The 22,963-nt window shown below is 55.0% G+C and carries 20 protein-coding genes; 4 read left to right on the forward strand and 16 right to left on the reverse strand.

Annotated features, from left to right (window positions below; all coding sequences use genetic code 11):
• Positions 1-37: 37 nt before the first annotated feature.
• From ABGA49_RS10580 to pmbA, 7 genes are all read right to left on the reverse strand, one after another.
• Complete coding sequence (locus tag ABGA49_RS10580) at positions 38-679, reverse strand: DUF4310 family protein (RefSeq protein ID WP_061498282.1); 642 nt, start codon at positions 677-679, stop codon at positions 38-40.
• A 9-nt stretch (positions 680-688) separates the two neighbouring features.
• Positions 689-1,465, reverse strand: coding sequence for a DUF4311 domain-containing protein (locus ABGA49_RS10585; RefSeq protein ID WP_061498284.1), 777 nt, complete (start codon positions 1,463-1,465; stop codon positions 689-691).
• A gap of 50 nt (positions 1,466-1,515) precedes the next feature.
• The gene (locus ABGA49_RS10590) at positions 1,516-1,812 is read right to left on the reverse strand and encodes a DUF4312 family protein (protein WP_061498287.1); all 297 of its coding nucleotides are present in this window, start codon (positions 1,810-1,812) and stop codon (positions 1,516-1,518) included.
• Between the two features lie 2 nt (positions 1,813-1,814).
• The gene (locus ABGA49_RS10595) at positions 1,815-2,177 is read right to left on the reverse strand and encodes an SFCGS family glycine-rich protein (protein WP_347665537.1); all 363 of its coding nucleotides are present in this window, start codon (positions 2,175-2,177) and stop codon (positions 1,815-1,817) included.
• A gap of 10 nt (positions 2,178-2,187) precedes the next feature.
• Positions 2,188-2,523 (reverse strand): glycine dehydrogenase, encoded by a 336-nt coding sequence (locus ABGA49_RS10600; RefSeq protein WP_071890630.1) that lies wholly within the window; start codon positions 2,521-2,523, stop codon positions 2,188-2,190.
• A 288-nt stretch (positions 2,524-2,811) separates the two neighbouring features.
• The gene (gene cybC, locus ABGA49_RS10605) at positions 2,812-3,198 is read right to left on the reverse strand and encodes a cytochrome b562 (RefSeq protein ID WP_061498298.1); all 387 of its coding nucleotides are present in this window, start codon (positions 3,196-3,198) and stop codon (positions 2,812-2,814) included.
• A 55-nt stretch (positions 3,199-3,253) separates the two neighbouring features.
• Positions 3,254-4,606 (reverse strand): metalloprotease PmbA, encoded by a 1,353-nt coding sequence (gene pmbA, locus ABGA49_RS10610; protein WP_061498303.1) that lies wholly within the window; start codon positions 4,604-4,606, stop codon positions 3,254-3,256.
• A gap of 95 nt (positions 4,607-4,701) precedes the next feature.
• Here pmbA and yjgA point away from each other — a divergent pair, with 95 nt between their 5' ends.
• Both yjgA and ABGA49_RS10620 read left to right on the forward strand, forming a co-directional pair.
• Positions 4,702-5,256, forward strand: coding sequence for a ribosome biogenesis factor YjgA (gene yjgA, locus ABGA49_RS10615; protein WP_061498306.1), 555 nt, complete (start codon positions 4,702-4,704; stop codon positions 5,254-5,256).
• 319 nt (positions 5,257-5,575) lie between these two features.
• Positions 5,576-6,784: an aldose 1-epimerase family protein gene (locus ABGA49_RS10620; protein ID WP_061498310.1), complete on the forward strand. Its 1,209-nt coding sequence runs from the start codon at positions 5,576-5,578 to the stop codon at positions 6,782-6,784.
• 62 nt (positions 6,785-6,846) lie between these two features.
• Here the strand turns inward: ABGA49_RS10620 and mpl are convergent, their stop codons facing one another.
• Positions 6,847-8,229 (reverse strand): UDP-N-acetylmuramate:L-alanyl-gamma-D-glutamyl-meso-diaminopimelate ligase, encoded by a 1,383-nt coding sequence (gene mpl, locus ABGA49_RS10625; protein WP_061498312.1) that lies wholly within the window; start codon positions 8,227-8,229, stop codon positions 6,847-6,849.
• 279 nt (positions 8,230-8,508) lie between these two features.
• Between mpl and fbp the strand changes: the two genes are divergently transcribed.
• A complete protein-coding gene (fbp, locus tag ABGA49_RS10630) occupies positions 8,509-9,507 on the forward strand; it encodes a class 1 fructose-bisphosphatase (protein ID WP_061498315.1) in 999 nt (332 codons plus the stop codon).
• Positions 9,508-9,582: 75 nt separating this feature from the next.
• On the opposite strand, the gene ABGA49_RS10635 is transcribed toward fbp, so the two are convergent.
• From ABGA49_RS10635 to ytfQ, 5 genes are all read right to left on the reverse strand, one after another.
• Positions 9,583-11,148, reverse strand: coding sequence for a methyl-accepting chemotaxis protein (locus ABGA49_RS10635; RefSeq protein WP_088237286.1), 1,566 nt, complete (start codon positions 11,146-11,148; stop codon positions 9,583-9,585).
• Between the two features lie 110 nt (positions 11,149-11,258).
• Entirely contained in the window at positions 11,259-12,257 is a 999-nt protein-coding gene (gene yjfF, locus ABGA49_RS10640; RefSeq protein ID WP_134318957.1) for a galactofuranose ABC transporter, permease protein YjfF, read from the reverse strand.
• Positions 12,244-13,269: a galactofuranose ABC transporter, ATP-binding protein YtfT gene (ytfT, locus tag ABGA49_RS10645; protein WP_347665538.1), complete on the reverse strand. Its 1,026-nt coding sequence runs from the start codon at positions 13,267-13,269 to the stop codon at positions 12,244-12,246. Before ytfT ends, yjfF begins: the two co-directional genes overlap by 14 nt.
• 10 nt (positions 13,270-13,279) lie before the next feature.
• Complete coding sequence (gene ytfR, locus ABGA49_RS10650) at positions 13,280-14,782, reverse strand: galactofuranose ABC transporter, ATP-binding protein YtfR (protein ID WP_061498326.1); 1,503 nt, start codon at positions 14,780-14,782, stop codon at positions 13,280-13,282.
• Positions 14,783-14,892: 110 nt separating this feature from the next.
• Complete coding sequence (gene ytfQ / locus ABGA49_RS10655; protein WP_061498330.1) at positions 14,893-15,849, reverse strand: galactofuranose ABC transporter substrate-binding protein YtfQ; 957 nt, start codon at positions 15,847-15,849, stop codon at positions 14,893-14,895.
• Positions 15,850-16,249: 400 nt separating this feature from the next.
• Between ytfQ and ppa the strand changes: the two genes are divergently transcribed.
• A complete protein-coding gene (gene ppa, locus ABGA49_RS10660; RefSeq protein ID WP_061498336.1) occupies positions 16,250-16,780 on the forward strand; it encodes an inorganic diphosphatase in 531 nt (176 codons plus the stop codon).
• Positions 16,781-16,945: 165 nt separating this feature from the next.
• On the opposite strand, the gene ABGA49_RS10665 is transcribed toward ppa, so the two are convergent.
• The 3 genes from ABGA49_RS10665 to tamA are packed head-to-tail and all read right to left on the reverse strand — an operon-like array spanning position 16,946 to position 22,802.
• The gene (locus tag ABGA49_RS10665) at positions 16,946-17,293 is read right to left on the reverse strand and encodes a gamma-glutamylcyclotransferase (RefSeq protein WP_061498339.1); all 348 of its coding nucleotides are present in this window, start codon (positions 17,291-17,293) and stop codon (positions 16,946-16,948) included.
• 2 nt (positions 17,294-17,295) lie between these two features.
• Positions 17,296-21,072, reverse strand: a complete 3,777-nt coding sequence (gene tamB / locus ABGA49_RS10670) for an autotransporter assembly complex protein TamB (RefSeq protein WP_347665539.1) — start codon at positions 21,070-21,072, stop codon at positions 17,296-17,298.
• Positions 21,069-22,802 (reverse strand): autotransporter assembly complex protein TamA, encoded by a 1,734-nt coding sequence (tamA, locus tag ABGA49_RS10675; RefSeq protein WP_061498345.1) that lies wholly within the window; start codon positions 22,800-22,802, stop codon positions 21,069-21,071. The genes tamB and tamA overlap by 4 nt, the downstream gene beginning before the upstream one ends.
• Between the last annotated feature and the right edge of the window lie 161 nt (positions 22,803-22,963).

Genomic DNA, 22,963 nt, shown 5'->3' on the forward strand with positions numbered 1-22,963 from the left:
TCTCCAGAAGTAACGGGCGCCGTAGCGCCCGCGGGTATCAGAGGGCCACCGGGAAGATGGCACCCAGCAACATCGCACCCAGGATCGCGCCCCCGGTGATCGGCTTTTGCCAGAGGTAAAACAGCAGTGCGCCCACCAATGAACCGATGCCAATAGGAATCGAGGCCGTCATGGCGCTGAGAATAATCAACGGGCCAAGGAAGCGACCCGACGCATTACCTGCCCCCATCATCACGTCTGCGCCGTAAGTGGAGTCGCTCTGGTTAATGGTGAACTTACGCGCCAGGATAATCAGGTAACCAATCAACACCCCAATCACCAGACCGGTTGCCAGCGAGGCAACAAAGTTCGCCACCGGGAAGACAAAGCCCGCGCCGAGCAGCAGTGCCGGAACGCCAAGCCCGACACCGGTCTGGATCGCGCCGCCGATATCCAGAATCCCCACCAGCGAACCTTCAATAATGCGGGCAAACAGGAAGCTGGCGCCAAACGCCGCCACCGCTCCGTATACGCCAGTGTCCATACCGGAGCGCAGCATCGAGACAAACGCCACTTCGTTGAACGCGCCGATGCCGTACAGGTAGTACATATGTGTCCCGGCAAAGACGCCGGAAGAGAGCAGGCCGACGAAAATCGGGAATGACCAGTCGGCGTACCAAAAGCCTTTATTCTGTTCCATCGTCTTTCCTTATTTGCCGCTGAGCGAGTTGTGGATGAGCTCAAGCCAGTTCGGCGCGCTCAGGTGGAAGGACTCAATCATTTTCAGATCGAAGCCGCGGAAGAAACCGCTCAGGACAAACAGGGCGACAATCGCGGTCATCATTACTTTGGTAACGCGGTTCCAGCCACTCTCTTCCACGCCTTTACCGATCAGAATACCCAGCACCAACCCCGGAACGGCGTTACCCATGATTAACTGCGCCGCGCCGCCAAAAACAGTGGCCCAGAAACCGGATTTTTTACCGGCGTCGATGGCCGCCAGCCAGAAGATCACCGGCATCACGGTATTCACCAGTAAGTTTGCTGCCGGTACCAACACTTTCACCGCCGTGACTTGCAGCGCCGCCGGTACGGAAGAGGCCGTCAGGTTGAGGAAGGTGACCACCACCATGCCGATCAGCCCACAGGCGATGGCCATCTTTTTCGGATCGTGCAGGGTTTCGCCGACGTTACGGTTTTTCACCATCAGCGCCGCCGCGCCCCAGTTGGGGATAATGCGGTGGTCAACGTCCTGGGTAAAGGAACCCGCAGCTACGGATGACGCCCAGGCGTTAAAGAAGAACCCTAAGCCAAAGGAGAAGTGCGATGCCGGATCCCCTTCGCAAGAGTTCAGTTCCCCCAAAGTACGAAATGCGCCCATACCCTGAGTGGTCGGCGCGTGGAACATGCGTGCAGCCCCGGCACCCACGCCGACGCCAACCAGGCCGCCGATGATGAGTGATTTTATTAGTATGATTAAGAACATCAGTCTGCCCTCTTCTACCCGATGGAACGGACTCACGGGTATGCATTGAGTTATTTCGTGACGAAATCCACTTTATCGAGATTGATGGCGGTCACGTTGACGGTCACATCCAGCTCCACGCTGTAAGTGCGTCTTTCCCGACGCAGGAAGAGGAACAAAAAGGCCTCTTTCCGCGTCGTTTCCTGCGCATGAACAACCTGCACATCCTGTGGCTCGATACGCAGTAAAATATGCGGCGACGCTTTCATCACCGCGGCCTGAACGTGGCTCAGCGCATCGGCGAAGGCGCGGTTTTTCGCATCGCCCTTGCCGTTAACCCTGACCGTGGTGGTGAACTGTTCTTTCATGGTTATGCGCCGTATTTTTTCAGCCACGCCTGCACCAGGCGCTCGCCCAATTCTTCTTTGTCCATAAAACCGAATCCCAGCACGTTGCAGCCTTCGTTGATGGCGGTGACGCCCTCTTCCACGGAGCGCATGCCGTATTTCGCTTTGTAACCATGTTTGTTTTGCGCGGTGATGGCACCTGCGCCACCGCTGCCGCAAAATGAAATGCCGAAGGTGGCGTTTTCCGCTTTCATCACGTCGCCAAGTTTCATATCCGCCGCCACGCCCGGTACAACCACCGCGCGGCCGCCTGCTTTTTCGACGCCTGCGGCCACTTTCTGGCCTTTACCCAGACGATCGCCAATCACTACGGTAATGTGTTCCATCTTTCGCTCCTTACAGGTTGTCTTTCGCCACTTCGAAGTGCACCGACAGCAGCCAGGCTTCTTCTTCCGGTAAATTGCCGAATGCCGCCACCACCTCGCGGGCAAGGTCCATCGACCCGGCTGAAATTTCATCAAACAGGCTGGCGTCCACTTCCGGCAGCGGTTCGCCCGTCACGGAACGGTGCGCCATTGCCCGGACATGCGAGGTCAGCATCTGCTGCTGTACTGCATTCGGCGTGATGCCTTGATCGCTTAACAAGGTAAACACCTTCGTCAGCATGCGCTGTGCGAGGGTTGCCGTTTGCGCTGCCTGCTCCGCGTCGTTCATTACCGCTCCGTTATTCACTCGTCTTACCCCACTCATGGCTTCGGAATAAAGCTAACGTTGCAGGTTAAGAGTTTGTAGCGAGGAGTTTTCCACTTCGAAGTGGAAAGGCGGAAGGTCTTAGTGATCTGCGCCACAGAAATCGGGTCACTGAAGATTTTTGACTGGGCAACGGTCACAGGAATGCAGAAAAGTTGCGGAAATCGGTGTGGAAATGAGAATAAAAAAACGGCGAACCGAAGGGGAAAAGTGTGAGATGAATAAGGTTTACTTATTGGTAAAGCGGGGCCGCAGCCCCGCCGGGTATGCTTAGCGGAACTTCTTGTGATAGGTGTTGCGGGTGTTAGCCAGGCCTTCAGCAGCCGCCTTCGCCTCTTTCACTTTACCTTCATTAGCCAGTTTCAGCGCATCGTCAATCTGCCCAACCAGCACATCAAAGCCGTGACGATAATCTTTCATCTCGGCGCTATCCGGCGCTTTCCCTTCCAGCTTCGGCGGGGTAGCTTTTTGTGCATCCAGCGCGGCGGTGCGCATATTGGTTAATGCGCCTTTCAGCTCGGTGGCATCATTGGTTTTCTGCACCACTTTGAGGTTATCGCTCAGGGTGCCCATATCATCCTCAAGATCGGCGGCAAACACCGCCGAACCCATAAACAACGACGACACAGCCAGGATTGCTAACAGGTTTTTACGCATTGCTCACTTCCTTTTTTATTATCACGCTGAAGGCGCAGCTCTTAGCGCCACGGAGTTATTGTCCGGCGATTTTCATCTCCGGGAGTAACACTGAACCACACTGAATATTACTGCGTTGTTCAATATCGTCACCGACAGTAACAATATCGCGCCACATCTCTTTCAGGTTACCGGCAATAGTGATTTCGCTCACCGGATACTGGATTTCCCCGTTTTCCACCCAGAAACCGGCGGCGCCGCGCGAGTAATCGCCCGTGATGCCACTAACGCCCTGTCCCATCAATTCTGTTACCACCAGACCAGTGCCCATCTCTTTCAGCATCTGCTCAAAACTGAGACCGCGCCCGGCGATCCGCCAGTTATGAATGCCGCCCGCATGCCCGGTACTCTTCAGCCCCAGCTTACGCGCAGAGTAGTTGGTCAACAGCCACTGGGTCAGCACGCCGTCTTTAATAATATCGCGACGCTCGGTGCGCACCCCTTCGCTGTCGAACGGCGTGGAAGCCAGGCCTTTCAGCAGGTGCGGATGCTCTTCAATCGTCAGCCACTCTGGCAGGATCTGTTTGCCCAGGTAATCCAGCAGGAAGGTGGATTTACGGTACACCGCGCCGCCAGCGATCGCGCCCACCAGGTGGCCAAACAGCCCGGTCGCGACTTCGCTGGCAAAAATCACCGGTGCTTTCATGGTCGACAGCTTACGCGGAGACAGGCGAGACAGAGTACGGCGCGCACACTCTTCACCCACCCATTCCGGCGTGTGCAGATCGCGGATATCACGCCCGATGGTGTAGGCGTAATCGCGCTCCATATCGCCATTTTCTTCAGCAATCACGCAGCTCGACAGGGAGTGGCGGGTGGAACAGTAACTTTGCAGCATACCGTGGCTGTTGCCGAACACTTTGATGCCATAGTGGCTGTTAAAGCTCCCGCCTTCGGTATTGTTGATACGTTTGTCTGCTTTCAGCGCAGCTTGTTCCGCACGCGCAGCCCATTCGATGGCTTCATCCGGCGTCACTTCCGCCGGGTGGAACAGATCGAGATCCGGAGCATCGAAGGCCAGCAGCTCTTTATCTGCAACGCCCGCGTAAGGATCCGGCGAAGTGTAACGGGCGATATCGAGCGCCGCCTGCACCGTACGGGCAATGGCATCCGGGCTGAGATCGGTAGACGACGCGCTGCCTTTGCGGTTCTGGTGATAGACGGTAATGCCCAGTGCACCATCACTGTTAAATTCAACATTCTCCACTTCGCCGTAGCGTGTGCTGACACCGATGCCGGTGGTTTTACTGACAGCCACTTCCGCACCATCCGCCTTCCCGGAGGCCAGCTCCAGCGCCGTGGTAACTGCGTCTTCCAGTACTTTGCGTTGTTGTGCAACTTGTGTGATCACTTTCATCGCCAATGCCATAATTAAGGGAGAGAATCTTTGAAGTCTAACAGAGAACCGTTTTTCAGTGCGCGCCTTAACTGGTAACATTAGCCTCTTTTTTTAAGGAGCCTGAGATGACAAAGCAGCCCGACGACTGGCTCGACGACGTGCCCGGTGATGATATTGAAGACGAAGATGATGAGATCATCTGGGTCAGTAAGAGTGAAATTAAGCGCGATGCTGAAGAGTTAAAGCAGCTTGGTGCAGAAATGGTAGAACTGGGTAAAAACGCGCTGGATAAACTCCCGCTCGACCCGGATCTGCGCGATGCCATTGAACTGGCGCAGCGCATTAAGAAAGAGGGTCGTCGCCGTCAGTTGCAGTTGATTGGCAAAATGCTTCGTCAACGCGATGTGGATCCTATCCGCCAGGCGCTGGATAAGCTGAAAAACCGTCACAATCAGCAGGTCGCGTTCTTCCACAAGCTGGAGCATTTGCGCGATCGTCTGATTGAAGAAGGTGACGATGCTGTACCCGATGTACTGAATCTGTGGCCGGAGGCCGACCGTCAGCAATTGCGTTCACTTATCCGTAACGCCCAAAAAGAGAAAGAAGGCAACAAACCGCCCAAGTCCGCGCGGTTGATCTTCCAGTATCTGCGCGAACTGGCTGAGAATAACGAAGCCTGATAACCGCACATGTAGCCCTCCCTACCGGGAGGGTTTCTTTTATGTATCCCGTTATTTATCCCATGGTTTTACCGCCGCGCACTGCCACTATTTCGGCACTGAGTATTTAGCTGAATCGTTAAAGCTAAAATCAACGCATCTCACAAATTTTCCCTATCAATATTTTGCATTTCATAAATAAATGCGATCAATTCCTACTATTTAACCTCTTGTTGCTGCTCATTTTCATCAGATGAAACGGATCACATTTTCTTATCAGCGCAAAACGTAGATTTCAGCCGTGGTACACATAATCGATTCAGCATAAAAGGAATAAATGATGAAAAAAACCGTAATGCTTTCCGCGCTGGCGCTGCTTATTTCTGGCCCTGTGATGGCGAAAACCTGGGTGCTGACAAGTGCTGAAGGCGGCATTGAACAAGGAAACTGGCGGATCAGCAGCGATCAGCTGAACGTCAAAGGACAGCAGTTCAGCATTGAGCAAATCGTACTGCACGGCGGCAAACAGGAAGGCAGTAAAGTTATCAAGATCACCAGCAAAAACGGGCTCACCATTGCCCTGAGCCCCACTCGTGGCATGAACCTGCTGTATGCCGACGGCTTCGGGGTGCATATGGGGTGGAATTCTCCGGTTAAAGAGGTGGTGAACCCGGCGTTTATCAACCTCGAAAGCCGTAACGGCCTTGGCTGGCTGGAAGGTTTCAACGAGATGGTGGTGCGCTGCGGTTACGAATGGACCGGCCACCCGGTCACCGCAGACGGACAGATTTACACACTGCATGGCAAAGTGGGCAATACACCAGCATCACAGGTATCGGTGGACGTCAGCGATACCGCACCGTATGAGATCCGCATTCGTGGGCTGGTGAAAGAGAGCACCTTCAAAAAAGCCGATCTGCAAACCGAAATGGAACTGCGCTATATTCCGGGCAGCAACAGCTTCAGCCTGCATGATGTGCTGACCAACCACGCGGATTACCCCCACGACTACCAGATCATCTATCACAGTAACTTCGGCAAACCGATCCTTGAGCAAGGCGCTCGCTTTATCACGCCGTACGAAAACGTCAGCCCGTTCAACGATTATGCTAAAGGGGGTCTGAAAGAGTGGCAAACCTACGCCGGGCCAACCAAGGGCTTCGACGAAATGGTGTTTAACATCAAACCGCTGGCCGACGCCAATAAACAAACTGTCGCCGCCCTGCTGAATAAAGCGGGCGATAAAGGCGTCTCCATCAGTTACAACACCGAACAACTGCCGGTGCTGACGATGTGGAAAAACACCGATACGGAAAAACAGGGCTACGTCACTGGCATCGAACCCGGCACCAGCTACGCCTACCCGGTCACCATTGAACGCCAGCAAAAACGTGTGAAACAGTTACAACCGGGCCAGAGCACACGCTTTGATCTGACCTATACCTTACTGCATAACAGCAGCCAGGTGGCGGATGTGGAAAAACGCGTGAAAGAGATTCAGGGCAGCAAAGCCCCACAAGCCATTGAAACGCCTATGGCAAAAGAGTAAACCGCAGCCATAAAAAAACCGCGCCGGGATACCGGGCGCGGTTTTTCTTTGCATTGACGGGGTCAGGCGTTTTCGGCTGCGATTTCCGCTTTTTTCGCCAGCCCATCCAGCAGTTTCTGGTGAATGCCGCCGAATCCGCCGTTACTCATGACCAGAATGTGATCGCCCGGCTGTGCGCTTTTGACAATCATGTCTGCCAGCGCGTCGACATCCGCGCTCCAGTGCGCAGGCTGTACGCACGCATCGGCCACTTCTGCAACCTGCCATGGAATATGCTGCGGTTGCAGCAGGTAAACTTCATCTGCGCGGCCTAAAGAGGGTGCCAGGTCGTCTTTGCAGATCCCCATTTTCATGGTGTTCGAACGCGGTTCCAGCACGGCAATGATCTTCGCGGTGCCGCCGACTTTACTGCGCAATGCCGCCAGCGTCGCGAGAATGGCCGTCGGGTGGTGAGCAAAGTCGTCATACACCGTTACGCCGTTAGCTTCGCCACGCAGTTCGAGGCGGCGACGGGCGTTAATAAAGGAACCCAGCGCATTGGCCGCATCCGCCGGGGCGACGCCGACATGGCGCGCCGCTGCGATCGCCATCAGGCCATTGTGCATGTTGTGCTCGCCAACCAGCCCCCAGTTCACCTGGCCAACGCATGCATTATCCAGCCACACTTCCCAACTGGATGCATCGGTGTTCAGTTTTTTCGCCTGCCAGTGGCCCTGCTCGCCCACCAGTTCCTGTTCGCTCCAGCAGCCCATTGCCATCGTCTGTTTCAGGTTGATGTCATTTTCCGGCCAGATGATTTTCCCCTGCCCCGGCACAATACGCACCAGGTGATGGAACTGCTTCTGGATCGCTTTCAGGTCGTCGAAGATATCCGCATGGTCAAACTCAAGGTTATTGAGCACCAGCGTACGCGGGCAATAATGAACAAATTTGGAACGCTTGTCGAAGAAGGCGCAGTCATACTCGTCAGCTTCGATCACGAAGAACGGGCTGTCGCCCAAACGCGCGGAGACGTCGAAGTTACCCGGTACGCCGCCAATCACAAAGCCGGGTTTGTAACCGCAGGCTTCGAGGATCCAGGTCGCCATGCCCGCGGTGGTGGTTTTACCGTGCGTTCCGGCAATCGCCACAACCCAGCGGTCACGCAGGACAAAATCGTGCAGCCACTGCGGGCCGGACATATAGGGAATGTTTTTTTCCAGCACCGCTTCCACACACGGGTTTCCGCGCTTCATCACGTTGCCAACAATCACCAAATCCGGCGCGGGATCGAGCTGACTTGCGTCATAGCCCTGAATGAGATCAATACCTTCCTTTTCCAGCAAGGTGCTCATCGGCGGATAAATATTGGTATCCGAACCCGTAACCTGATGACCCAGCGAGCGCGCCAGCATGGCCAGCCCGCCCATAAAAGTGCCGCAAATCCCCAAAATATGAATGCGCATACGTCGTTATCCTTTCTTAAACTGGCGCACATTTTACTCATATGTTTAACGTCAGAGAAATGCATTTCAGGATAATCCGTATAGAGCTGGCGCGATTCACCTGTGCGCGAAGTTTTTAATCTTTGTTAGTATAGTTGTACGTATCCTGCGTTTTCGTTTGCGAAAGCTCTGGCTGTTACGGTGCGAGCTGTTTAATATCCGGAACTTGCTGTGCCAGGCAACCTGAAAACCACAGGCTACAATCGCTTTACTCCATATTAAAAATGCAGGGAAAGTGTTATGAAAACGTTAGGTGAATTTATTGTCGAAAAGCAGCATGAGTTCTCGCATGCAACGGGTGAACTGACTGCTTTGCTGTCGGCAATAAAACTGGGCGCCAAGATCATTCATCGCGATATCAATAAGGCCGGTCTGGTCGATATCCTGGGTGCCAGCGGTGCTGAAAACGTACAGGGTGAGGAGCAACAAAAACTCGACCTGTTCGCCAATGAAAAACTGAAAGCTGCACTCCGCGCCCGCGATATCGTGGCAGGCATCGCCTCTGAAGAAGAAGACGAAATTGTCGTTTTCGAAGGTTGCGAGCACGCCAAATACGTGGTGCTGATGGATCCTCTGGATGGCTCTTCCAACATCGACGTTAACGTCTCTGTCGGGACCATTTTCTCTATCTACCGCCGTATTACGCCGGTAGGCACGCCGGTCACCATGGAAGACTTCCTGCAGCCGGGCAACAAACAGGTTGCCGCCGGTTACGTGGTGTATGGATCTTCAACCATGCTGGTTTACACCACGGGCTGCGGCGTTCACGCTTTCACATACGATCCGTCACTGGGCGTCTTCTGCCTGTGCCAGGAACGTATGCGCTTCCCGGAGCGTGGCAACACGTACTCCATCAACGAAGGCAACTACATCAAATTCCCGCTGGGCGTGAAAAAATACCTGAAGTTCTGTCAGGAAGAAGATAAGGCGACAAACCGCCCTTATACCACGCGCTATATCGGTTCTCTGGTGGCAGATTTCCACCGTAACTTGCTGAAGGGTGGGATTTACCTCTACCCAAGCACCGCCAGCCACCCGGAAGGGAAACTGCGTCTGCTGTACGAATGCAACCCGATGGCCTTCCTCGCCGAGCAGGCGGGCGGTAAAGCCAGCGACGGTAAAGTACGTATTCTGGACATTCAGCCGGAAAGCCTGCACCAGCGCCGTCCGTTCTTCGTCGGCAATGAGCATATGGTGGACGATGTTGAACGCTATATGCGTGAATTCCCGGACGCGTAATGCCGGAAAGAAGAGAAAACGCCACGTTATGTGGCGTTTTTTTTAGCGCACAAATGTGCGTTTTTCTTTGCTGATCTATCCCTGAGGTTGCAGGCGGAACGACGCCATCGCCTGCAACAATTCACGTGATTGTTCTTCAAGCGAACGCGTGGCTGCAGAAGATTGTTGTACTAACGCCGCATTTTGTTGTGCCGTTTCATCCATCTGGCTGACGGCAATATTGACCTGCTCAATACCGCGGCTCTGTTCCTGCGATGCATTAGCGATTTCGCGCATCAGTTTGGTCATTCGCAACACTTCTTCTGCGATTTCGTCCATTGTTTCGCCAGCCTGCATCGCCAGATCGCTGCCTTCAGACACGTGCGCCTGCGAACTGCTGATCAGCGCGCGGATCTCCTTCGCCGATTCGGCGCTGCGGCTGGCAAGGTTACGCACTTCACCCGCGACCACGGCGAAACCGCGGCCTTGCTCCCCGGCACGAGCAGCTTCAACAGCGGCGTTCAGCGCAAGAATATTGGTCTGGAAAGCGATGGCGTCGATAACGCTAAGAATATCGGCGATACGATCGGAGCTTCCGGAAATGTCACGCATTTTTTCAATGACATAGCAAACCATTTCGCTGCCGCGATCGGCGGTATCGGAGACGGTCTGTGCCAGTTTATGCGCCTGCTCCGCGTTGTCGGCATTCAGTTTCACCGTGGCGGTGATTTGCTCCATGCTGGCGGCGGTCTGCTCAAGCGATGTCGCGGTGGACTCGGTTCGCTGGGAGAGATCGACGTTGCCAGCGGCCAGTTCACGACTGCCGGTATCAATTTGCGAACTGGCGTCGCGCACACGCGTCACCGAATCGACCAGTGACTGGCGCATCTCTTCAATTGCGGCATTAAGCCGGTTGAACTCGACGCTGGCAGCCCCGGTGGTCGTCGACGTCAAATCACCAGCGGCCACATGCTCAAGCTGCTGTATAGAGGTTTCCAGGGGTTTGAGCAGCATATGACGCAGCGCCAGCCAGGCCAGCACGATAATGCCCGCTACCAACAGCGCCACGACCATAATCAGCATCATAACCACGTTTTTGCTGCTCTGAACGGCGGTCACTTCCGCTTTGCCGCGCGCTTCGCCCCAGACCTGGAAAGCCTGCATATCCGTGTCGAACTGACGGGAGATAGGGATCAGCTTGCTTTCCAGCAGCTCATAATAGGTGTCGGCGCTCTGTTTGTTCAGCGCATCCTGCATCGGCGTAATACCCTGACTGACGTAGTCGCCGTAGCTTTTCGCTACCTGCGCCAACAGCGCTGCGCCTTTTTCATCCTCGACGCCTGCGTTGATCACACTGGTGAGGGATTTTTCGCCTTCGGTGATTTCGGCGTTAATCATCTTGACCGATTTTGCCGCATCATCCAGCAAGCCGACTTCCATCATACGCACGGCCTGGCCTGCTTCATTACGGGCGCGCAAGATCTGGGTATAGCCTTCGCTCAGGCGCGCCATCTTCTCGCCCTGCAACAGACTGATACGCTCCAGCGATGAGGAACTTTTATTCAGTGCATACACTCCAATGCCGCTCACCAGCAGCAGGAGGAGAGTCATAACAGCCAACAACGAAAGTAAACCAGTACGGATCGAAAGCGTTTTAAGCATGATGTGAATTCCGGTAGCAGTGATACTTTTTGGCGTAAATTAAGCCCATTCGTCAGTTATCGACTGCTAACGGAATTACTTTAGGAAAAAATAAAGATTTCAGTGTGTTATTATTTTGTAGCGTTTGTGCTAACTCGTGTAACAGGAGAGCTCTGTCGGTTCTCCCACAGCACGGTAAGTCCACGTTGCAACGCGATAAAAATAAACAACAGAATGCCAATGGCAATTTTTGTCCACCACGAGCTGAGCGTGCCGTCAAAGTTGATATAGGTTTGAATCAGCCCCTGAATCGCCACACCAAACAACGTTCCCAGCACCGTCCCCACACCGCCGCTTAATAGCGTGCCGCCAATCACCACCGACGCAATGGCGTCCAGCTCAACGCCGACGCCCGCCAGCGCGTAGCCCGCCTGGGTATAGATGGAGAAGACAATGCCCGCCAGTGTTGCCAGACCGGTGGAGAGCATATAAATGCGAATGGTGGTGCTGCGGGTGGAGATGCCCATCAGGTTCGCCGAAGTGGCATTGCCGCCAATGGCGTAAACCTGGTTACCGAAGCGGGTACGGTGAGCGACGAAAATGCCGATCACTACCACGCCAAGCATCAACAATCCCATGGCACTCAGTCGGCCGCCGCCGGGAATTCTCCAGGCCAGGCTTGAGAGCGTGTCGTAAACCGGGTGGTTGATAGGAATCGACTCTTCCGACAGCAGGTAACTGATCCCGCGCAGGAAAAACATCCCGGCAAGGGTGATGATAAAAGCAGGAATTTTTAGCGCATCAATCAGCAACCCCATAAAAGCGCCAAACGCACAGCCCAGAATCAAAATGAGCGGAAAAGCTATCAGCGGCGAGATGCCCCAGTCGCCAATGGCTTTCGCCAGAAATACGCCGGTGAAGGCGATGACCGACCCGACGGACAAATCGATACCGCCGGAGAGGATCACAAACGTCATGCCCACGGCGATAATGCCGAGAAAGGCGTTATCTGTCAGTATGTTGCAAATCACACGCGTGGAGGCGAACCCCGGAAACTGCGTCAGACAGTAGAGATAGCCGAGCACGAAGACGCCCAACGTGATCATCAGCGGTAAGTTACGTTTTATCATGACCGCGCACTCCTTTAATCATCGCGATAAAGCGCGGCGACTGCACAATCAACACGCACATCACCACGACCGCTTTCACCACCTGGTTGAGTTCTGGCTGGAAACCGGAGAGCAGAATCCCGGTATTCATCCCCTGAATAATCAATGCGCCGACTACCGACAGCACAAGGTTAAAACGCCCGCCCATTAATGATCCCCCGCCAATCACCACCGCGAGGATCGCATCCAGTTCCAGCCACAACCCGGCGTTGTTGGCGTCAGCACCGCGAATGTCCGCCGTGACAATCACCCCGGCTATCGCCGCACATACACCGCTCAGCACATAGGTCAGCATCACTACCGTGCGGGTATTCACCCCGGCGTTTTTCGCCGCGCGAATGTTAATCCCCACCGCTTCGATAAACATACCGAGCGCGGTTTTGCGGGTGAACAACCAGAACAACAACAGCGTGACCAGCGCGATAATGACCGGCGTCGGAAACAGCAGCAGGGAACCACTGCCGAGCCAGGCCAGTGACGGGGCGTTAAACGTGACGATTTGTCCGGAGGTAATCAACTGTGCCACACCACGTCCCGCGACCATCAGGATTAGCGTGGCGACAAAAGGCTGAATTTTCAGCACCGCCACCAGTATACCGTTCCACAAACCGGCCAGGACGCCGGTTCCCAGCGCGGCCAGTAACACCACTGGCAGGCTGTGTCCGGAGACGGTCATTGACGCGGCTGTTGCGCCTGCAATGGCCATCACCGCGCCTACGGACAGGTCAATCCCGCCCGTCGCGATGACCAGTGTCATGCCGATCGCCAGCAGTGCGACCGGCGCGGCGCGGTTAAGAATATCGATAGGGCTACCAAACAGGCGACCATCCTGCAGTACCACCTGGTAGAAATGGGGCGCGACGAGGCTGTCCACCAACAGCACCAGCAGCAGGGCTATCAGTTGCGGCGTGCCGGTTGGCCAGTTAACACGCCGCCTGGGCGCCCCGGTTTGCCCAAGAGATTGAGGCATCACACTCTACTCCTTATGCCGCAATGGCATTCATGATCGCCGGGACCGACAGTTCAGCGAGCGGGATCTCCGCCACCTGTTTGCGATCGCGCATGATAATCACCCGATCCGCATAGCCCACCAGCTCTTCCAGTTCTGACGATATCACCAGCAGCGCCAGACCATCGGCGCACAGGGTTTCGATCAGGCGAATGATCTCGGCGTGAGCGCCAACATCAATGCCGCGCGTCGGCTCATCAAGGATCAGGAATTGCGGTCGGGTCAGCAGCCAGCGTGAGAGCAACACTTTTTGCTGATTTCCCCCGGAGAGGAACTCAATAGGCTGCTCGGCGCTGGGGGTACGAATGCCAAGCTGGCGAATAAAACGTTCGGCGATGGCGTTCTGCTCTTTACGGGCAATGGGACGCAACCAGCCGCGCTGCGCCTGTAGCGCCAGCACAATATTTTCCCGGACCGATGCGGCGGCGATAATGCCATCCGTTTTACGATCTTCCGGGCAAAAACCAATGCCCAGGCACGACGCCTGATGCGGTGAGCGCAGCGTTTGCGGTTTGCCTTTGATGGTGGCGCTCCCGCTGTCGGCTGGTTTGATGCCGAAGATGACCTCGGCGGTTTCGGTACGCCCGGAGCCGAGTAACCCGGCCAGACCGACAATTTCGCCTGGGCGCACCTCAAGATTAAAGGGGGAAATGACACCTTTCTTACCAAAGCCCTCAAACGCCGCTACCGGTTTTTCGCTCAGAAGCGTGCGGCCGGCGCGTTGCAGCGCGTTGCTGTCCAGTTCACGCCCCAGCATCATTTTCACCAGCTCGATTTGCGGCAGTTCACTGGTAGGACGGCAACCAACAAAACCACCGTTGCGCAGTACGGTAATGCGGTCGCTGACTTCGTAGACCTGGTCGAGAAAGTGCGTAACAAAAATCAGGCTGACGCCCTGAGCGCTGAGCTGGCGCATCAGGGTAAACAGCATTTCCACTTCCTGCGTGTCGAGACTGGCGGTGGGTTCGTCGAGGATCAACACTTTCGCCGACAGATCGATTGCACGGCAGATTGCCACAATCTGCTGCATCGCCACGGAGTAGCGGTTGAGCGGCTCGCGCACATCCAGCGAGAAACCGTAGGATTCCATCAACGCAGTGGCGCGTGTTTCCATCTCTTTGCGACGTAGCAAACCAAAACGCCGCGGTTCGCGGCCAATAAACAGATTATCCGCCACCGACATATTGGGCAGCAGATTGACTTCCTGGTAAACCGTCCCGATACCCAGTTGCTGAGCGTGGGCGGTATTTTTCGGGCGGATTTCCTGGCCTTCCAGCCAGATAGTGCCTTTATCAGCGTGGTAGACCCCGGTCAGGGCCTTAATCAGCGTGGATTTCCCCGCGCCGTTCTCCCCGAGTAAGGCCATGATTTCGCCGCGACGCAGGCTAAAATCGACGTTATCAAGCGCTTTTACGCCGGGAAAGAATTTACTTAAGCCCTCGGTTCGCAAAATCTCCTGGTGTGCTTCGTCGGTCATGGTCCTCTCCACTTCACGGTATTTCCCGGACGATCACAGGGTTTTCCCCTCATCCTGCCCTCTCCCCGGCGGGGAGAGGGTTATCAGAACTCTCCTCGGTGGAGAGCGGGTTAGTAACCCATGTTTTTCTTTTTCTCTAACTCTTCTTTTGCCGTGTCTGGCAGATAGAGCGTCGATTTGGTAATGGTCAGCTTCGGCGGCTGGGTGCCATCTTTTTTGAATTTTTCCAGCGCATCGAATGCCGGCCCTGCCATGTTCGGCGTCAACTCTACGCTGGCGTTGGCTTCACCATCGATCATCGCTTTGTAGATGTCCGGTACACCATCGATAGAACCGGTAAGAATGTCTTTGCCTGGTTTCAGGCCCGCTTCTTTAATCGCCTGAATCGCACCGATCACCATGTCATCGTTGTGGGCGTAAACCATACAGATGTTTTTGCCGTTGTTTTCCGCCTTGATAAAGCTCTCCATCACCTCTTTACCTTTACTGCGGGTAAAGTCACCGGACTGAGAGCGAATGATTTTGATGTTAGAGGCTTTGGAGATGGCTTCCGCAAAACCTTTCTTACGATCGATCGCGACGCTTGCGCCGACGGTGCCTTGCAGTTCAACGACGTTACAAGGTTTACCGGCCACGGTTTTCACCAGCCAGTCGCCAATCAGCTTGCCTTCCAGCACGTTGTCAGCGGTGACGGTGGTCATATAGAGCGATTTGTCTTTCACATCAATGGAGCGATCGAGAAGGAAAACCGGAATCTGTGCGTCTTTCGCCTCTTTCAATACCGGTTCCCAGCCCGTTGCCACCACCGGAGCGATAAAGATGGCATCCACGCCCTGAGCGATGAACGAACGCACCGCTTTGATCTGGTTTTCCTGTTTTTGCTGACCGTCAGCGATTTTCAGCGTAATGCCGCGCTTGCTGGCTTCGCTTTTCGCAACGTTGGTTTCAGCGGCTCGCCAGCCGGATTCGGATCCAACCTGCGAAAATCCTACGGTTAACGGGGCGGCCATCGCCATAGACGACATGGCTGCCGAAACTGCTGTGACAAGAAGTAAGCGCTTCCACATAAGAGCATCCTCGTAGGGTTATTGTTGGCTACAACTTCACCTGCGGGGAAAACTATAGACAATCGGAGATGTAACAAAATGCGTTACATCACAAATCGGAAAAGTGAATGAATTGTTGTGAGGCAGTTGCGATCTGGCGCGCGAAAAGGGGCGTTTTAACGCACCTCAATTATCCATTGAAATTGCAGAAATTTACTGCCCTGAAACGTAGCGAAGATTTCACTGTAATCGCTTACAAAATATTATTCAGTATGCTGCTACAGTTATGGACAAAATGGTCACAAAAAGATGCTAAAAACCGTGTAGAAAATGTGAGGAAATTAAAACAGGCGAAGACATTCGCCACCAGTTGGCTATAATACCCGGCACTTGTTTGCCACACATTTTAAAGGAAACAAACATGAGCTTACTGAACGTTCCGGCGGGTAAAGATCTGCCAGAAGATATCTACGTCGTTATCGAAATTCCGGCTAACGCAGATCCGATCAAATACGAAGTGGACAAAGACAGCGGCGCGCTGTTTGTTGACCGCTTTATGTCCACCGCGATGTTCTACCCGTGCAACTACGGTTACATCAACCACACCCTCTCTCTGGATGGTGACCCGGTAGACGTGCTGGTTCCGACCCCGTACCCGCTGCAGCCGGGTTCTGTGATTCGTTGCCGCCCGGTTGGCGTGCTGAAAATGACGGACGAATCCGGTGAAGATGCGAAACTGGTTGCCGTTCCGCATACCAAACTGAGCAAAGAGTACGATCACATCAAAGATGTGAACGACCTGCCGGAACTGCTGAAAGCACAGATCACCCACTTCTTCGAGCACTACAAAGACCTCGAAAAAGGCAAATGGGTGAAAGTTGACGGTTGGGACAACGCCGAAGCCGCTAAAGCGGAAATCGTTGCCTCTTTCGAACGCGCTGCGAAGAAGTAATCCATTTTTTCTGAAAAACCTCTGACCGTTTATGCGGTGCAGAGGTTTTTTTTCGCCCCAGCATGGCCTGATGTCATGAAGCTAAAGCGTTACGGATGAACATCGGTGCGGGCAATCACGCATAAAAAAACCGCGCCCTGCGGCGCGGTTCTCTGAGAACAACGATTACTGGTACTTATCTCTGTCGAGCCAGTTACCACTTTCGATAAAAGTCTTGCCTTCAACCGAACGTTGATACACATACATCCAGGCGCTGCCATACGGCGTCTGGATCAACTGGCGTTTATATTCGCCGCCAGCGGTGCGCAGTGCATCCAGCTCACCGAGCGTTGCCGCATCGATGCGATACACTTCGCCCTGTACGCTTCCTTCGCCCGGTACCGCACCCGGGTAATGCCCCAGACTAAACAGCTGATGATTTTCGACGCAAAAATCCCCCAGCCACTGTGCATTGGTCATCCAGTGGCTGTTGCCTTGTTTGCTTCGTAAACTGCCGTAGACAAATATTCGCATTGCTAAAACTCAAACTGATAGAGCAAATCAAGTGCCTGATCTACGCCAGACACCGCTTCAAGATACAGCTTAGGCATCAGGCGATAACGTAACGTGAGAGTCGCCAGTGAGTCAAAAATTCCGACGCCATATTTTACCTGCAGACCCGGCAGCACGTAGCCACTGACCACTACCTGGGAGGCATCGCCTACCCCCTGAGTATCCAGCGCCAGATTGCTTACGCCAAACGTCTCGCCGATTTTACCCACAACCTGCCCACTTTGTGCAACCCCCAGGCCTACAAGCATTGAGGTCATTGCGGCGCTATCGCTCTGTTCACTGTCCAGACCCTGCCCACGAAGCAGGTAGGAGAGCGCTTCTTGCTGCGACATCGCCGGATCGGAGAAGATCTCCGCTTTGGGTTCATCGGCTGTCCCGGTCACACGAACCCCGGCAATAACATCATTTTCCGTCGCATCCGGGTTACGGATCGCCTCAATATTCAGCAAGGGCTGGTCCGGCGGACCGGAGAACAGCAGTTCCCCTTTACGCACAATCAAATCCTGACCATAAGCGTGGAAACGCCCTTCCGGGATCGTGATCTGCCCGTTAAGCCCCAACCCTTGCTTATCCTGCGCCACTTTCAGGTCGCCGGTCAGCCGTGCTTTGAGGCCAAACGCATTCAGACGCACATTGTTGCCAACGTGGATAACCAGATTACTGTTAATCGGGATCGAGGCGCTTTGCGGTTTCTCAGGTTTCAGTTGATCGTTAAGCATTACCTCATCACCAGAGACGCCGACCGCGCTTTCCGGCACGTCATGCACCACGATGCGTGCCCACGGCACATCCACACTGCCGTCAAGCGTAAACAGACTGGGTGTGGCTTCAAACACCACATCCGGCGACACATCCAGCCGCACCATTGGCGGTACGGTAATGCGCACTTTACTGCCCTTCGCCGCCACCCGCGCGCGCCAGTTATTCATCTGGGTCCAGTCTGCATCGCCGCTGAGGTTAATCTGCCCCTGGCCGGTGCGCACCACGCCCTGAAGCACGGAGCGTGTACCGTTGAAATTGATCGCCAACTGACTGGGCTGCATCTCGAACGGCATAAAGTTGCCTTCGACATCCAGTCCGTTCAATCCCAGTTGCCCGAACAACTGCGGGTTCTGCGCGTTTCCGCCCAGTCGCAAATTGGCGTTCAGCGTACCCGCCGCCTTTTCACCCCGGCTGAAGATGGCATTGGCCATCGCCAGCGAGACGTTGCGGATATTGACGTTGCCGCCCAGATTACGTCGCCCTTGCGGATCGGTTACCTGCACCTGGCCATCAAACTGCCCGTTGTTGGTCAGCCGAATCAGCCAGCCGAGATCGGCGCGGTCGTTACGCAGTTGGGCGTTCAGGTTCAGGGTATCAAACGCCACTGGCAACGGCGCATCGTTCACCACCTGCGTCACTTTCACGTTACGCCCGACAAGCGTAACCTGCCCCTGCGGCAGCCCGGCTTTTGTCGTGTCCCAGCTCACATCCGCTTTGCCACTGAACACACCGCTCGCCTGGGTGGTCTCCGGCATAAAAGGCTTCAGCATGGCCAGGTCAAAACGATTAAGGTTCACCAGCGCGTGCCCTTCCGCGCCGGCATCAATCGGTTGCGGCACGCAAAGCTCGGCGTTGGGGTTAAGCCAGCAGTGTGGACCAATAGCAATTTTCTGCTCCTGGTTCCGGTAATCCAGGGTAATCGGCCGGTTGATCGACCATGGCCCTACCGGGGTGGCAAAGCGCGTATTACTGAGCGAACCTTTCCAGCGCTGCGTCTGGCGATCGAAACTCCCCGCCAGATCCAGTTGCCCGGAAACCGGCTCCCCCTGTACACGCAACTGTAAGGTGTGTTGTTTTTCGCTCCCTTCAGCCGCCAGCGTTACCAGGCCCAGGTTGACACCCGGCTGTGCAATACGCTCCACGCGCACATTGAGCTTCCCGGCGATGTGATCGCTGGATTTCACATCCCCGTCGACCCGCACGCGGGCAACGGAAAGATCCTGCCAGCGCAGATTATTGGCCGTGATGTCCGCCAGCGCTTGCGGCGCATCGACCGTGCCGCGAATTTTCACGACGCCTTTGGCCGTCCCCCCAAGTCCTGGCAGTGCGTTATCCAGGCCTGGCGCATCAATATTGGCGTCAAGATTGAGATCTTTTACCCCCAGTTCGCCTTTGATATCCGCACTGTTGCGCCCCAACTCCAGATGCAAACCGGGAATGGTCCACTGTAAATAGCTATTGCCCTTCAGTTGCCCGTCGACCTTCACCTTGTTGTTTTTCACATTACCGTTCAGCTTCAGCTCCGGTACATCCAACTGCCAGCTACCGCCGTACAGGCTACCGCGCGTTTTGATCAGGCCATTCAGTTTTGACGGCCATGCCGGAAAAGCTTTTGCCGTATCAATCCCGTTCAACGCCAGTTCGCCACGCCAGCTGATCGCCTGCTGCCAGTCCAGCAGCGCCGTTAACTCAGTGGTTCCTTCCAACGCCGCGAGGGTCAGCTTATCGAGGCTGATTTGCTGCTCATTGCCTTTTGCATCAAGCCGGATGGTGGTGGGTGGCAGATCCTGCCCTTTCACCGCGGTACGGAACGCCAGCGTGTAGTCGGTCATCTTGCCGGTCAGCGTCAGCGAGACGTCATCTGCCTGATACTGTTTCTCGCCGGTAAACGGCCAGTAGAGTTGCTTACTGGTCACCGCAACCTCCAGCGGCAAACCGGCCTGCGCCAGTTGCGTTTGCGCCCGCAGCGTCACGTCCACCGGACCGGAGAGGTTCACATCCATATTGAGTTGTTGGTGCACGTCACCGCCAACGTGCAGCTTCACTTTTTCGCCTTTTAGCGGATCCACATTCAACGTGCTGTTAAGCGTAAAATCCACCGGCCAGTTATCACGCAACTGTGCGCGGCCTGTCGCGCTCACCTGCCCCTGGTTCGAGTCGATATCCAGCGCATCAAGTGTCATTTGCCCGTCAAGGCTGCTCACTTTCAGCAGCAGGCTACGCACCAGAATATCCGTGTCGCCAGTGAGTCGCAGTTGCTCGCCGCGAAACGACTCAATATTGAGATTGAGCGGCAAATGCACATCGGTCATTTCCGGTAACAGGGGTTTGGCAAACAGCGCTTTCAGCGTTTCGCCGAGCGGCTTCTCCTGAGGCTGCGGATTGTGGATTTTCGGTTCAACCACCTCTTCCTGCGCCACCTGCGCCACTTTCGGCAGCGCAATCAGCAGCCCTTGCAATGAGGTGGGCTTCAGCGTCAGGTTTTTCTCTTCCCAGCTCAGCCCGGAACTGAAATTCATCACCGAGACGGTCGTATCGTCAATGTTGATATTTACATTGTTCAGCGCCACCCGGCTGAGCGTAATCGGGTACGGCGTAGAGAGGTTCAGCGGCCCGCTCTCCTCTTCCTGCACAGGAGCGGCTGGCGGCATCTTTTTACTGTCGATCGCCACGTTGATCTCTTTCAACGACAGATCGTTGATGCACAAGCTACTGCTACGCAGACACCCCAGATTCACTGCCAGGTGGATCTCCCCGGCGTTCACCGCTACACCGGGCTGCTCGTAACGCAGATTTTTCAGCGTCAGATCGCGCCAGCCGCCCGTGACCTGACTAATGTGCAGCCCCGGCACCCAGCGGTTCGCCGCCTTAAACAGCAGATGAAGCCCGCTGGTGGTTCCCACCAGAAAGGCGACCGTCCCCAGCACCAGCAGAATAAACACCAGTACGCCGAGGCTGATTTTCTTCCATAAACTCATAATTCTGGCCCCAGACCGATGTAAAACTGCACCCCATGTTCCTCTTTGTCGCCGACCGGAACGGCGAAATCGAGTTTGATTGGCCCGACAGGCGATTGCCAGCGCACGCCAACACCCGCGCCGGTTTTAATGTCGCTCCGGCGGATATCGCTGACCGCTTCGCCGCTGTCGATAAACGCCGCGCCCCACCATTTCCCGGTGACGTTGTACTGATACTCCAGCGAGCCAGTCGCCAGTTTTGAAGCACCGATCAGCTTGCCATCATCATCTTTTGGCGCGATGGATTTGTATTTGTAACCACGGATGCTGCGATCGCCCCCGGCGAAGAAGCGCAGATCCGGTGGTACACGATCAAAGTCGCCGGTCTCGATCCACCCCAGGTTGCCGCGCACCACAAAACGGTGGCGATCGTAGAGCGTGCGGATCCAGACGTTTTGCGCCTGCATGACGAGGAAGTCGACATCCGATCCCCATGCGGTGTTGGAATAATCCACCGAATAGCGCTGAGAGTCGCCCCAGGTCGGCATCAGGCCACCGCGAGAACGGGTGCGGCTGATCATCACGCCTGGGTAGAGCAACATGGTGGTATTGGTGACGCTGGCTTGCGTAAAGTGGTCAAGGCTCCAGCGCAGGTTAATGGCGCGCTGCCAGCCACTGGAGAGATCCCAGTAGCGAGAAAGCGCCAGTGTTGTGGAGTCGGCTTGCGTATCGTTCAGGTCAGTACGCTTAAAACCGCCCTGCACCAGGTAGTATTGTTCAAGCGGATTTTTCAGCAGCGGCATCTTATAGCTGAAATCCAGTTGCTGCTCTGGCGCGGAGACGCTCATGCTGGTAGTCAGACTGTGACCGTAGCTGTTCATCCACGGCTTTTTCCACGTGGCTTTCACACGTGGTCCCACATCCGTGGAGTACCCCACCCCGGTTTCAATGGTGTTTTCCGTACGTGGCGAGACCACGCCCTTCAGCGGCAGTACTTTGGTTTTCCGCGCTTTATCAAACTCCGGCGCTACCACCACCGATTTAAACCAGCCGGTAGCAGACAGACGTCGGTTCAGTTCCGCCAGGTCTTTGGTCTGGTAATAATCGCCCTGGTGAAAAGGCACCAGATGTTGCAGATACTCGTCGCGGATTTGCGACCCTTCAAATGTTACCGCGCCAAACCGGTAGCGCTGGCCGCTGTCATAGTCGATGTCCCAGAATGCCTGATGCCTGTCGAGGGCGATGCCCAACTGGCTCTTATTGAACTGGCTATCAAAGTAGCCTTTACGCAGCGCGACGTTAGTGAGGCTTTTTTTAAAGCCGTCATAGTCGCTGTGATTGAGCACCGTGCCGTTGGCCGGGCGTGTTTTGAGTAAATCGAGGTAGTCACTGTCAGTACGCGCGCCGCCGCGCAGGATCACATCGGTGCCGCCAATCCGTACAGGTTCGCCTGGCGAAACCCGCGCGATCAGCACCTGTCGCCCCTTTTCCGGCGGCGGGCGCAGTTCAAAATCAATGGTAGGTTCGTAATAGCCTAACGCTTTTAATCCTTCGCGAATGGCGTCATCCACGCGTGCCTGAAAACGTCTGTCAGGCGTAACTTCATCACTCTGGATCGTCGATAACTGGGCTCGCACATTTTTTTGCAGCGCTCCGGTCAGCCCCTCCAGTTGCAATCGCACATTGGCGGCGAAAGCCGTTTCGCTCGCCAGCAACAAACCGGCAAAACATAAAAGACGGATTTTTGGCACGTTCTCTCCTGAATATCCTTGTTCCCACCCCTGGAAGGAAACGTAAGCGCAGCTCCGCGCTAAGCCCCGCTCCGCCTAATGTGGCGGAACACAAGCCGATAAAAACCCAAAATATGGGTTGAAAAACGGACGACTACCCCAAAATTTCTTATGTTTAAATT

Origin of the sequence: Kosakonia sp. WA-90 (genome assembly GCF_039871955.1) — a bacterium.
Classification (GTDB): Bacteria; Pseudomonadota; Gammaproteobacteria; order Enterobacterales; family Enterobacteriaceae; genus Kosakonia; species Kosakonia oryzendophytica.

What these genes read in the sequence shown, in the direction of transcription:
- ABGA49_RS10580 (WP_061498282.1), bottom strand. Translation starts at nt 679, where the DNA reads ATGGAACAGAATAAAGGCTTTTGGTACGCCGACTGGTCATTCCCGATT.
- ABGA49_RS10585 (WP_061498284.1), bottom strand. Translation starts at nt 1,465, where the DNA reads ATGTTCTTAATCATACTAATAAAATCACTCATCATCGGCGGCCTGGTT.
- ABGA49_RS10590 (WP_061498287.1), bottom strand. Translation starts at nt 1,812, where the DNA reads ATGAAAGAACAGTTCACCACCACGGTCAGGGTTAACGGCAAGGGCGAT.
- ABGA49_RS10595 (WP_347665537.1), bottom strand. Translation starts at nt 2,177, where the DNA reads ATGGAACACATTACCGTAGTGATTGGCGATCGTCTGGGTAAAGGCCAG.
- cybC (WP_061498298.1), bottom strand. Translation starts at nt 3,198, where the DNA reads ATGCGTAAAAACCTGTTAGCAATCCTGGCTGTGTCGTCGTTGTTTATG.
- pmbA (WP_061498303.1), bottom strand. Translation starts at nt 4,606, where the DNA reads ATGGCATTGGCGATGAAAGTGATCACACAAGTTGCACAACAACGCAAA.
- yjgA (WP_061498306.1), top strand. Translation starts at nt 4,702, where the DNA reads ATGACAAAGCAGCCCGACGACTGGCTCGACGACGTGCCCGGTGATGAT.
- ABGA49_RS10620 (WP_061498310.1), top strand. Translation starts at nt 5,576, where the DNA reads ATGAAAAAAACCGTAATGCTTTCCGCGCTGGCGCTGCTTATTTCTGGC.
- mpl (WP_061498312.1), bottom strand. Translation starts at nt 8,229, where the DNA reads ATGCGCATTCATATTTTGGGGATTTGCGGCACTTTTATGGGCGGGCTG.
- fbp (WP_061498315.1), top strand. Translation starts at nt 8,509, where the DNA reads ATGAAAACGTTAGGTGAATTTATTGTCGAAAAGCAGCATGAGTTCTCG.
- ABGA49_RS10635 (WP_088237286.1), bottom strand. Translation starts at nt 11,148, where the DNA reads ATGCTTAAAACGCTTTCGATCCGTACTGGTTTACTTTCGTTGTTGGCT.
- yjfF (WP_134318957.1), bottom strand. Translation starts at nt 12,257, where the DNA reads ATGATAAAACGTAACTTACCGCTGATGATCACGTTGGGCGTCTTCGTG.
- ytfR (WP_061498326.1), bottom strand. Translation starts at nt 14,782, where the DNA reads ATGACCGACGAAGCACACCAGGAGATTTTGCGAACCGAGGGCTTAAGT.
- ytfQ (WP_061498330.1), bottom strand. Translation starts at nt 15,849, where the DNA reads ATGTGGAAGCGCTTACTTCTTGTCACAGCAGTTTCGGCAGCCATGTCG.
- ppa (WP_061498336.1), top strand. Translation starts at nt 16,250, where the DNA reads ATGAGCTTACTGAACGTTCCGGCGGGTAAAGATCTGCCAGAAGATATC.
- ABGA49_RS10665 (WP_061498339.1), bottom strand. Translation starts at nt 17,293, where the DNA reads ATGCGAATATTTGTCTACGGCAGTTTACGAAGCAAACAAGGCAACAGC.
- tamB (WP_347665539.1), bottom strand. Translation starts at nt 21,072, where the DNA reads ATGAGTTTATGGAAGAAAATCAGCCTCGGCGTACTGGTGTTTATTCTG.